Here is an 11,732-nt window from a genome sequence, read left to right on the forward strand (position 1 = left end):
GCATTACTTACAGGCATAGCCCGCGCCAAATGACAGACAGACAAATATCTGCGGCAATCTCCAGATTGAGATTTTTCGCAATAATGGCTGCCAGTGGCGAGTGCGCCATAAAATGAATCAATGCCAGAGAGATTAACAAGGCGGCGTTAAAGTGTATGCGCTGCTGTAAAGTAGTCATATAAAGTAAATCCAATCCATTACATCACTGATTATTTTTTTCTATACATATTTTAAAAATGCAAAGCTATCTCAGAAAACCTGATTTCGTTAAAGCATCATTGATAACACATCGTTTCAATAGCGAAACCGACTCACTTTAACGGATAAAAATCCATCACGTATTTTGTCAAGCAAGCGCCATTTACTGGTTAAATCGTGAGATTGTGCAAGTGAATAGTTAAGTGTATTGACCACTTGTATCGCCACATCAATCTTTTCCATTTTCAGCAATTCAAGCCGACTAAAAAATCCGGTATCACAACTATTCAGTGTGAAATGATTGTCGAACACACCTGTACTTATTGCAGAAAATTTTTCAACCAAAGAGCGATAGATCACCAGACCTAAACCTAATGATTTCACGCTCACCCCGGTGTTGATTTTCAGGCCATCACTGGTTTTGCATACCGCGTCATTAATGATGGGGAAATACACTTTCCCATCAAGCCGACCGCGGATACTTGGTATCTGCAAATCCACGCCATTTTCATGATAACGGTCCAGTCTTTTTATATATTCTTTGTTCAGAATACTGTCATCATCAAAGAAAATAAATCGTTCGTATCTTTCATTTGACCTGATAACGTCATTGCAGACTTCACCGAGCGGTAGCTCACCAATCGATTCTTTGATATCGATACTACTCACAAAAAACCCTAACGTATGAATGAAGTCTTTATCAAATTGCAGTGGAGTAGGTCCCCGATTAATGATCAGCAGATCCGTATCAGCATAAGTTCTGTTCATCATGCAATTCAGTACGCGTGAGTCTTTATAATTTTTACCACTTAAAATTACGACGAAGATAGTTTTACGCATAGGAAAACCCTTAACCATTGAGTTTAGCGTTTAAAAGCAGCCTCTTTTTCAGGACGGCAATTTCATTTACTCACAGCTATCGTCCATTTTTGTCTTCTGCATAAGTGTAGTTATATGGACTATATCCGTAGACATAATAACTACTCACTTTATTGACCACGCCATTAAGAATGCAGCCTTTAATTTCCACCCCTGCGCTTTCGAAACGTTTAATGCTCACTTCAACTTCTTTGAGGGTGTTAACTTCAAACCGGGCTACCAGCATTGACGTACCGACATGGCGTCCAATAATGGCGGCATCGGTAACAGCCAGAATCGGTGCGGTATCAACCAGTACCAGGTCATAATTGTTGGATGCCCAGGCCAGAAATCCTTCAAATCTCTTATGTGAGAGCAATTCCGCCGGATTAGGTGGAATACTTCCGCGAGGAATGAAATCGAATCCCGCGCAGGAAATCTTCTTATCTAACTCCGCCGGATTCACATTGCCGGTAATAATGTCCGACAATCCCTGTTTGCCAGTATGGTTAAACAGTTTGTGGGCATAACCTTTGCGCATATCCGCATCAACAAATAGCACCCTCTTGCCGGACTGAGCCATCACGGCCGCTAAGTTGCTGGCAACAAATGTCTTACCCGCATTTTGTGTGGGACCAGAGATCATCAGAACATTATTTCTGGCTTGCAGCATCGCGAAGTAAAGGCTGGTGCGCAGACTACGCATCGCTTCTATGGCGATATCCGCAGGATTCTCAATTGCCAGGAATTTGCTCTCTGCAACAGCGTTCTTCCCTTTGAAGCGTTTTGCTTTCCCGCCGTTGTTCAGTTTACTTAGCCATTCTGACATCGGGATACTGGCATAAACGCTAATACCCTGCTCTTCCAGCTGCTCAGGAGATTCAATTCTGCGGCGCAGCAGAATTTTCAGCACGATCACCAGTAGTGCAAACAACAACCCCAGAAGCAGACCCGTGACAACCACCATCAGTTTTTGTGGCTGGACGGGTTTAGGTTGCGTGACGGCCCTATCAATAATCCGCACATTGCCGATGACGCTGTTCTTCGATACATCCAGCTCTTGTTGACGATTGATCAGCTGCATGTAAATCGCCCGGCCAGAATTGACATCGCGGCTCAGTCGTTCAACTTCCTGTTGGGTAGCTGGCATTTCTGAAGCACGATTATTCAGGTTATCGCGTTCCTGCAATAAGGTCTGACGCTTTTCAAGTAACGTCTTATAGGTTGGATGACCTTTGGTATACAGCTTAGAAATATCAGCTTCGAGGAAAGTCAGCTCATTCAGCTGGCTATCAACATTCACCATTTGATCAAGCAGCGATTTTGCTTCCAGCGATAAATCGACTGAGTCTTTCTGGCTACGATAATGATTCAGTTTGTCTTCTGCGGTATCGAGGTCACTGCGCACCTGTGGCAGTTGCTGATCGATAAAATCCAGACTTTGCGCATCCTGGGTCGATTGCCGGATAACATTCTGATCTAAATAGTTCTGGCTGATATTGTTGAGGATCGTCCCTGCCCTGGCTTTGTCATCACTGCTCAACCTCAGCAACAGGATCCCAGTATCTTTACCCTGATCCTCCACACTGAAAGCATCCTGCAAATTGGCAATGGCGGCCAGGCGTGAGACATATTTAATGGTGAATTGGGTGCCCGGTTGGGCGTTCATGCTGTCAACATTCATAGCGAAGCCATCACGGGTAGCGAGCTGGCCCACTTCACCATCAAACTGGATGTTATCACCCGCAACATGAAAGCGGTTCTTGTCCAAAACCGTTAAGGTAATATGCGGGGCGTCACCACCGGTTCGCGGCATATAGAGCCGATTGATGCTGAGTTTACCTGGCACCTCACCGGTCATTCTCGCCCAGCCACGGCCAAAAAACGGAAAATAGTTCTGGCTAATAACGGCCTGTAAGTTCAAATCCTCTACGGTTTTTCCCAGGATCATGCGTGATTGCAGCAATGCCATTTCGGGTTTAGCAACGGACTGCGTATCCGGCAGTATCTGGTTAATACTTTCGAGGATGGCATTACCCTGATTTTTCTGAATCCGAACCATTGCATTAGCCTGATAAATCGGCGTAGCGAATAACGCATAGGTCACCGCAAGCATCGTAGAAATGATTGCCGCACCAATAATCAATTTACGATGATCAAGCAGTTCACCGTACGCGCGCGCCAAATCGATTTCATCTGATTCGGCGGTGACGATTTTATGTTTGATAGCCGTTGTCATGCCATGATTCCTGTGATATCAGCCGGTGAGTTTTTTTGCCCCACACATACAGGCCTGATCGATAAGTTGATAAACGGTTCGCAAGCTTCCGTGTTTTGGTGCCAGGTATTCGTAGTGACTCGCTGGCCTAACCCGTGCCCAAATAGCATGATTTTTCCTCTTACCTGAGGCGAACGCGCAACCATCAGCACATCACCAATGCCGAAACGGTATAGATATTTTTTAATTTCGCCTTCCAGTTATTGGCTGGAAATCACCGTTTCGATTGCAATGACTCTATTAATTTTTGGTATTAATGGAGAGAGGAGACCGATATTCATCGGTGCCCTACCTGCATCCATTTACTTAACCAGATCTTGACTGCTCATTGAGCAAAAATGTTCAGGAGTCAGGATGCAGACCGGAAAAACAAAACAGATATCACGATACCAGATAGCCTGTAAGAAATTGCCTTCGTCCTGGTTGGCACTATCTTCCTATTAAGTTCAAAAGAATATAGCCTCTTTCCTAAAATACAAAAAATGCCGACACCGCAGAGTAATTAGCAACCTTATTCCGGCATCTGACCATTCCGTCATGATCGGTTGACTTACTTTCCATAGCGTAGTTTCCCGATTGATAAAATAATGTCACACCGCCTGGTTAAATTTCTAACCCTTCGTTTTTAATGAAATATTTTTTCTGGTTTTTAATGTTTTTCGGAATCAGTACATAGCGTCATAAAGAAGTCTGAATATTCTTTTCACACGTCAGATCGCTGAACATTGCGGCTTTTTTAGACGCCTCTGCGAGGATATTTGATTTAGTGATTATCTTATAGCGATTGTGGGAAAGAGGTGGTAGGCCATGATGTGAACAGGGACGAAGAATAAAAACAGGCTGACAATAAATCTCAAAAAAACATCATAGTAACAGACAGTTACAGCTCACCCCCGTAAAATCACTCAGGTCAGAACTATTCGGTAACGTAATGGCTTCAGATCCCCACCATAGGGAACTTCATTCCCTTATTACCCCAACTTAAAGTAACTATGGTCGGTGTTGCACCTTTGCTTTTTCGCAGCCGTCACGAAGGTCATCCCATGGCACATTGATAACCCTTATTGCAGTTACTTTATCTTCTTTTAATGTTTAATGGTCGGCTTCTGCGATTTATCTTAGTACCACCCCTGATAGCAAAGTCATTACCAGATCCTGACCATTTGGCTTAAGAGTGATTGTTAATATATTTCCATAACACCTGAGTCACATTCATAATTTATTATTAAGTCGCATTTCTTTGCTGGCTAATCTTTACTTCCCTTCGAAAAAAATTCATCAATTAACCTGGAAACTGCAAAGCTAATGCTGTACGCGATAAAAAAACAAATCAACAGACGCGACCGGATCTTTTAAGCGCATACCCTTGCATGGACACCTTCAACAGGGGTGAAAACACCGCAGGATTAGCATGCTGCCACCTGGGCCACTGAAAAGCAGTGCTACCGCAGAGTAGCATCCCATTTATCGTATTCTCTGACTATAAAACACGATTAATAAGTGGACTTATTATCAGGATGTCATTGCTACTAATCTGATTTATTGAAAATAGCCTTCACTATTTCCTTACAAACAACCAGAATACCAACCAAATAAAATACGTGAAAAAATGAACGCAGATGAATATTCATCTAAATAGAAAGAAGCATTACAGATAAATAACCATTTTATTCATAAGCAAATAACAAAAACAACTATACAGATGAGAGACATGAAATGTACTCTAACGCAATATGGATCATGCTGGAAAAATCAGTCAATATTATCGGACTGATCTATATCAATTCACTAATGGCGAAGTACATTGGTCCGGAAAACTTTGGAAAAATTAATATTTCCACGTCGCTTTTTATATTCGTGCAAACATTATCATGGTTTGGTGGTCAGAATATTCTGTTTAAACGCATGAGTGAAAGGACAAAATCCGGGATCGCAATGGCGATACACACGCAAAATCAACGGCGTATTCTCTTTCTCTTGTCATCAGGTTCCATTTTAGTTTATTTATACTTATTCACTGATTCGATTGTATTTTTATTTGGTGTAGCCAACTGCATTGCCACATACTACATCGTGATGGATTTCTTTTCCATTTACAACAACACTCAATTAAAGTCAAAAATCAACACAATAACCAATGTGATTGGGCTGTCTTTCGCACTATTAATCAGATTCAGCATCTCACACTTCGAATTGCCGGTTTACTACTTCACAATACCCATTATCATCATCCCTCTCATCCCTTATATCATGCGCCTGGTTTACTTTAAATACACAACCAAAATTGAAGAAAATAGCAAAGGGGTTGGAGTATATAATCGGTACATGCTTTATACCGGAGGGACCTTAATCTTATCGAGCTTATCAATAGATATATATACTCAGATATCCAGTATTTTTTTGACCAAAATACTTTCTTACTCAAATCTGGGGGTTTATAACGTCGCACTAACAATGGGAGGTGCCTGGTCATTTATCGCCCTGGCATTAATAACGAGCTTCTTTTCAAGAATATATAATGAAAAAGATCAAATAACCATTGATAAGCTACTCATTAAAATTAATCGACTTGTAATTCTGGTTTCTCTTATTGCTTTAGGTGGATTCTATCTTTTTGGTGATGTCTTTATACACCTATTGTATGGGGATAAGTATATGGATTCAGTTAATATCACCCCCATCATAATCATTGCTACGATGTTCTCTGCATTAGGGACAATTTGTTACCGATATATAATAAAAGAATCTGGATATAATTACCTGGCAAAAAAAATGTTTTTATGTTGCATATTAACAATACCATTATCCTGGGTGATGATTAGCACATTCGGGATTAATGGTGCTGCCTATTGCTTTTTGATTGTAGAGTTTTTGTCTTGTACGTTACTTAATTATTTTTTCAGAAATAAAACAATCATTAAGATGCACCTTAATATTTTTAACCCGAGGGTATTTAAATGAGTATGATCAAGCAAGCAGTTAAATCAGCGTTAAAAATCAGCGCTAACACCTTTCCTGAATCCTATGCTAAAGCTCACTACTTTATTAGGTTCAAGAGGAAATTAAACTTAACAAACCCTACCAGTTTTAATGAGAAAATACAGTGGCTTAAGTTCAACGAACTCAATAATGCTATTTATACGCAGTGCGCTGATAAATATAAGGTCAGGGAGTATGTTTCCGCTAAAGGGTGTGGCGAAATTCTTAACACCCTTTACGGAGTTTATGATAAGCCACAAGATATAGACTACGATGCATTGCCTGAAAAATTTGCACTTAAATGCAACCATGGAGCTGGATATAACATAATATGTAATGACAAATCATCAATCTAGCTAGCTAGAAAGAAAATATTATGTGAAAAGTACATTGAAAATGAACGCGGCGGCTTTCCTGATGATTATAAATTTTACTGTTTTAATGGAAAACCCTATGCGGTAATGGTTTGCATCGGGCGAGAGAAGGGAACACCTAAGTTTTATTATTTTGATATGAACTGGAATCCTCTTCCTTTCGAGGACACCATTGAATTAATAAAAGAAAACTATCACCCAAAGGTACCTGATGGTTTTAACAAAATGAAAGACTATGCAACTAAACTATCTTCCGATTTTAAATTTGTCAGGGTTGATTTCTATCTCCTAAATGGCAACGTTATTTTCGGAGAGCTGACATTTACTCCTTCAGCGGGACTGGACGTAACATTGCAGGAAGCTGATATCGTTTTAGGAAGCCAACTGAAGTTATAGTTGAATACGATAAATACACTTACCATTAGATAAGAGAACTGCGTTACCACTTAGTCTGCCAAAAAAACACAAGTCGGCAATTCAGCGGTATGCCGCCTTGGTTCAGCATCAATAGGTGAGCACGCTCAAAATTACCGGCGCAACCCAGTTCATCTGGCAAACAAGCTACTCACCGGCTATGGTTGCTGTCTCAGAAAGTTTTGCCCACAAAGGTAATGGAAAAAGAGAATTGATGGGATAAGGAGTCGATTCCTCCCGGCTAAGTCGCTTTTGTTCCGCTATTTTTTCTCTGATCATTTCAGGATTAAGATGGGGCTTAAGATACCCTGGCAGCTTTTTGAATCTTTCAATCATTGGCCCTTGTTCCAGATTGGACCATGTTTTCACTAAGGCTGGTCCTGCCGAATCGTTATCTGACTTTTGGGCAAAGTCAGCCAGAAAGGATTCGATGCTTTGGTACGTGCGAAAAACATTGTTGTTGAAATCATAAGCACTACCTGATTTGAACAGCGTATAACGTATGATGGCTGTAACGAGCATGGCATAGTCACGCGAAGTGAGTTTAAATCTCAGGGCCGACATTCTGATAAGTCCAAAACCTTCAGACCCCATACCAATACGAAAACGCAGGTCGAAGTCCAGCAGGCATGCGATAAGCGCCGGGACACGTTCTATTTTCTTTATCAGACCGGTATTAACGCTCTTGTACCATTCGCTAAGTGCGTCAATAACGCCGTCAGCACTTTTGTTATCTGTGGAACCGAAAGGACCAGTAAGCGGTGATTTATCATATGCTCTGGTGATCTCAGCCTTAATCCCCTCCATCAGACTGTCAACCTGTCCGAGGTTAATCACGTTACTCAACAGGACTGCGTCAAAATCCATGCGAAAATGATGCTTATTTTTCTCTACGGTGCACATCTCGCTGAACAGAGAAGCAGGTTCATATTTTGCATGAGAACGCCAGTGCAGAAGGTCAAAAGTCGCCTTGAGATGCTTACCTATTATTTGCGCAAGGGCACCTTTCAGCTCTGACGCAAAGGCTTCCCTGTTTACCTCTATGCCCTTCTCCTCAATGATGTCAGTCAGCCTGTCGAGACTGAGTGCAGGGTTAAAGAGTGGTTCATCGTTGTTACTCATAGGAAAAGGACTTTTGTTCAGACCTTGCCATCTATGCACGATGAACTCAGTCAGGGAGAAGCCGTCGAATGCCAGGAGCTGCTGAAAAACTGACAGGGGGTCATGCAGCATCGTATACATCGCGAAATAGGAGAAGGGGTGGCTCCCACTGTAAGTTGTGAAGGCGATTTGTTTGCTCTCGATGTCAGCCAGCAATGTTGTGCTCGATAAGCTTCCATCGTTGAGCAGCATAGCCACGATATCATTACTGCCTTTCCCCTGCTCCAGGCTGTTCAGCACCTCACCCATCAATTTATGGTCTTTCCTGGCTTCATGCACCAGCTGAATCCGATTGTTAAACCCCCTGTCATCTGAACATTCTATGTACCTCTGTCTGCTGTAGATAGCCAACAGCAATACCTGTTCCCAGGCCATTTTGTGAATTGAATGCAGGGTATCCTGCAATGCCCTGACATTCAGTCCCAGTACATCTTTATATTTTTGATTTTCTTTAATTTTTTTAACCCTCGGCCTGTGCAACAAATCAACGTGATTGACCTAAAACCCTACCCAAATTTTCTACATAACCATAAAATAATAAGATTTTTTATCATCATACTGTTTTTGGGTAATGTAATTTACAAATTACCTAACAAATCATCCCCAAATCAATCATTAGAATAATATTTATATAAATATCATGCATTTGACAATCCCAATCTTGTTTCATAGATTTGAAATATTCCATGAAGTGTTTCTATACAGGTGTCATGGATTCTGAAAAAACCGTTTTGATTAGAAAGGTAGAGCTATGCCAAGGTCAGCAAAAACGCCGATTGATGACGGCGGAGATTACGTTACTGTAACGCCCAGGGATGAGTATTCAGCACAGTTGTTAAACCGTCAGCTGAAGCGCATTCAGAGTTTCATGCCATCGCAACAGCACCGCGTTACTCCGATTAAGCTGGCGAAACAGCTGGTGATGGAAAAGGCCGAAGAGGATGCGAAATGAAAAAGGCAGCCTATGAGGAGCGGTTTATCGCTGGCCAACCCGTCACCTTTAAACCAAGCACACAACAGAAAAAAACGTTGTGCAAAGCAGCCAGGAACACTGGAAAAAGTGTCACGGAATATGCAAATGATGCGCTGGTAGAAAATCTCAGGGAAGAAGACCAGCAATAGGACCCGGCATCAACTGTGGGAGCAATTGCGAACTTGCCTTTATCGCTGCCCGGCAGTTGCTGCGGGCAGCCTAGTGCCAGGAGAGGACCTTATTATTTTGGCCTCATCTATGCAGCCAGTAACGTTCAATTGTGTTAAAAAGTTGTTTCCAGGCAGAGGTATCTAAAACTTGATGGAGCAGAAATGAGAACGCAAAAACGATGCATGGGTTACGTGGCCATCGTGGTCGACGATTATGACCGCGCGATTAATTACTACACCGACAAACTGGGCTTTACGTTAGTAGAAGACACGCCGCAACCGGGTAAGCGCTGGGTAGTTGTGACGACTAATCCAGAAAGCGACTGTAATCTTCTCCTGGCCCGTGCTTCAAATGAGCGGCAAGAAGGCTTTATTGGCAACCAGTGCGGCGGGCGGGTATTCCTGTTCCTACAGACTGACGATTTTTGGCGTGACTATAACGCCATGAAGGAAAAAGGTGTTCATTTCTGCCAGGAGCCACGTAAGGAGGAGTATGGGATGGTCGTTGTGTTTGAGGACATCTACGGCAACCGCTGGGATCTTTATCAAAACCAACAAAATTAAAGCTCTTAAGATCAGATTACTCATGCGTGATCAATCTGCTTTTCGTTCGAAGCTGCCCATCATGTCTACTTAAGCAACAGGCGTAGCGTAGGATATTTTCCGTTTTCCCGGTGGCCCCCAGGTCCCTCCGCAAAGTTGGTGCGGAGGGTTAAGCTAATTAAGCAGGTATAGTAATCAGACCTTTCTCTGCAAACATTCGATCTCAACCATCGCCTTCCACTGCTGAACGGATGGCCTTGCCTGCATTCGGTTATACCACTCAAGCAAGGCGGCACATTCTTGCGGTACAGCAAGCTTCACTAAAGTAGAAAAGATCATCCCTCCGATTACCGCGATATCTGCCATTGAGAAAGTATCACCGGCAACATAAGGTTGCGCTTGCAGAACCCGGTCAAAGTAATGCATCCCCCTGACAGCCTTATCACGCATCCGGTTGCCCCACTCCGGGTTCTGATACAGTTCAACCTCAGGTCCCAACCCTGGCGTAGCGTGATGGAAATACGTGCTGACTGCATCGAGGAACTCAATTTCAGCACGCTTCGTCATCATATGAATGATGCCCTTATCAGCTGGTGTTGTACCGGTCAGACTGTATGGTGGGTCAAGCGCATCCAAATACTGCGTGATAGCCGTACACTCAGCGATAAGCGTACCGTCATCAAGCTCCAGAACTGGCAGCGTGCCTGAATAGTTGAGGGCCAGGAATTCGCTTTTTTTATGCTCACCAGTCCATAAGTTAACAGGGACAAATTCTGTTTTGGAAAGCATCCCTTTTTCGGCAAGCGCGATACGGACTCGTGCAGGATAGGGGCCGGAATACCAGTCATAGATTTTCATCGGAGGAATTTCCTTAATGTCTATCAGTACAATTTGATAAGTGGTCGGAAACAACTACCTACCACATGGTAGTTTCACATTAAGAGTGAATTTGTTTTTAACGGATGTCAACATCTATCTGTCAGTTGGCAGGTTGCTTGTGCATGTGTATAGTGAGAAACGAACGTTTAAGAAAGAGGCTAAGATGAGCGTAAATGCACGGGAAGCTATACTGGCTGAGGCGAAGTGTGCGGCTCAGAAGCACGGGTATAACGGGATAAACTTTCGCAGTATTGCAACGCAGATTGGCATTAAAAATGCCAGTATCTATTATCACTTTGCCAGCAAGGCGAAACTTGGTGCGGCTGTTGCTCACCGCTACTGGGAGGATACTGCGCTGCATCTTGAGACTATACGTAATACCAGCGCCAGCGCTGGCGAAGCCTTAAGGCGTTATCCCGCTATTTTCCGTAAATCCCTTGAAGATGATAATAGGCTGTGTTTATCCAGTTTTATGGCCGCTGAATATGAAGATCTGCCCCAGGAAGTTAAAGCCGAGGTGCAGGCTTTTGTTGATGCCAACGTCGTGTGGCTGAGCCAAATGCTTAGTGAGAAAGGTGGAGGCGATTCTGAGGCTTACAGAAAGCAGGCTCTCGCTATTTATACGGCCGTTGCGGGTGCTCAGCTGATAGCGCGCACCCGCCAGGACATTCAATTATTTGATGAACTCATAGCGACTTATCAGCAGGCAGGTCTGATCCCCACTGCCTAAACAGAAATGCGCCTAAATGCAAACTTCCGCTTCTCCTGCATGGACATAACAAATTAACGAAAAAAATCCATCTTATTCTGTATGCAACAGGACTGTACCGGACGTAAATTTACCGCGATCTCCCTCTTTACCTAAAACACTGCTCCCGGCTACCGGGTATAACAGCGCCGCCTGA

The 11,732-nt window shown here is 43.0% G+C and carries 10 protein-coding genes and 1 pseudogene; 6 read left to right on the plus strand and 5 right to left on the minus strand.

What is annotated here, in order from left to right:
- Nucleotides 1–7: 7 nt before the first annotated feature.
- The 3 genes from HA50_RS31365 to HA50_RS02160 form a co-directional block, all read right to left on the minus strand.
- Nucleotides 8–178: a hypothetical protein gene (locus HA50_RS31365; RefSeq protein ID WP_158087393.1), complete on the minus strand. Its 171-nt coding sequence runs from the start codon at nucleotides 176–178 to the stop codon at nucleotides 8–10.
- Between the two features lie 116 nt (nucleotides 179–294).
- Nucleotides 295–1,038, minus strand: coding sequence for a hypothetical protein (locus tag HA50_RS02155; RefSeq protein ID WP_084872068.1), 744 nt, complete (start codon nucleotides 1,036–1,038; stop codon nucleotides 295–297).
- 76 nt (nucleotides 1,039–1,114) lie between these two features.
- Entirely contained in the window at nucleotides 1,115–3,295 is a 2,181-nt protein-coding gene (locus tag HA50_RS02160; RefSeq protein ID WP_084872072.1) for a polysaccharide biosynthesis tyrosine autokinase, read from the minus strand.
- A gap of 1,779 nt (nucleotides 3,296–5,074) precedes the next feature.
- Between HA50_RS02160 and HA50_RS02165 the strand changes: the two genes are divergently transcribed.
- The gene (locus HA50_RS02165; RefSeq protein WP_244193555.1) at nucleotides 5,075–6,295 is read left to right on the plus strand and encodes an oligosaccharide flippase family protein; all 1,221 of its coding nucleotides are present in this window, start codon (nucleotides 5,075–5,077) and stop codon (nucleotides 6,293–6,295) included.
- Nucleotides 6,292–7,083 (plus strand): annotated as a pseudogene (locus HA50_RS02170) (ATP-grasp fold amidoligase family protein). Before HA50_RS02165 ends, HA50_RS02170 begins: the two are co-directional and overlap by 4 nt.
- Nucleotides 7,084–7,248: 165 nt before the next feature.
- Here the strand turns inward: HA50_RS02170 and HA50_RS02175 are convergent.
- On the minus strand, nucleotides 7,249–8,511 hold the full coding sequence (locus HA50_RS02175; RefSeq protein ID WP_139810891.1) for a hypothetical protein: 1,263 nt from the start codon (nucleotides 8,509–8,511) through the stop codon (nucleotides 7,249–7,251).
- Between the two features lie 502 nt (nucleotides 8,512–9,013).
- On the opposite strand from HA50_RS02175, the gene HA50_RS02185 reads away from it, so the two are divergent.
- The 3 genes from HA50_RS02185 to HA50_RS02190 all read left to right on the plus strand — a co-directional run bounded on the left by HA50_RS02185 (nucleotide 9,014) and on the right by HA50_RS02190 (nucleotide 9,969).
- On the plus strand, nucleotides 9,014–9,214 hold the full coding sequence (locus tag HA50_RS02185; RefSeq protein WP_084872080.1) for a hypothetical protein: 201 nt from the start codon (nucleotides 9,014–9,016) through the stop codon (nucleotides 9,212–9,214).
- Complete coding sequence (locus HA50_RS31370; RefSeq protein ID WP_158087394.1) at nucleotides 9,211–9,384, plus strand: hypothetical protein; 174 nt, start codon at nucleotides 9,211–9,213, stop codon at nucleotides 9,382–9,384. The genes HA50_RS02185 and HA50_RS31370 overlap by 4 nt, the downstream gene beginning before the upstream one ends.
- Nucleotides 9,385–9,567: 183 nt before the next feature.
- On the plus strand, nucleotides 9,568–9,969 hold the full coding sequence (locus HA50_RS02190) for a VOC family protein (RefSeq protein ID WP_084872082.1): 402 nt from the start codon (nucleotides 9,568–9,570) through the stop codon (nucleotides 9,967–9,969).
- Nucleotides 9,970–10,143: 174 nt separating this feature from the next.
- On the opposite strand, the gene HA50_RS02195 is transcribed toward HA50_RS02190, so the two are convergent.
- Nucleotides 10,144–10,806, minus strand: a complete 663-nt coding sequence (locus HA50_RS02195) for a glutathione S-transferase (RefSeq protein WP_084872084.1) — start codon at nucleotides 10,804–10,806, stop codon at nucleotides 10,144–10,146.
- Nucleotides 10,807–10,990: 184 nt separating this feature from the next.
- On the opposite strand from HA50_RS02195, the gene HA50_RS02200 reads away from it, so the two are divergent.
- The gene (locus tag HA50_RS02200; RefSeq protein WP_084878288.1) at nucleotides 10,991–11,557 is read left to right on the plus strand and encodes a TetR/AcrR family transcriptional regulator; all 567 of its coding nucleotides are present in this window, start codon (nucleotides 10,991–10,993) and stop codon (nucleotides 11,555–11,557) included.
- The last annotated feature ends 175 nt before the right edge of the window (nucleotides 11,558–11,732 follow it).

It is taken from the genome of Pantoea cypripedii, from assembly GCF_002095535.1.
Taxonomy (GTDB): Bacteria; Pseudomonadota; Gammaproteobacteria; order Enterobacterales; family Enterobacteriaceae; genus Pantoea; species Pantoea cypripedii.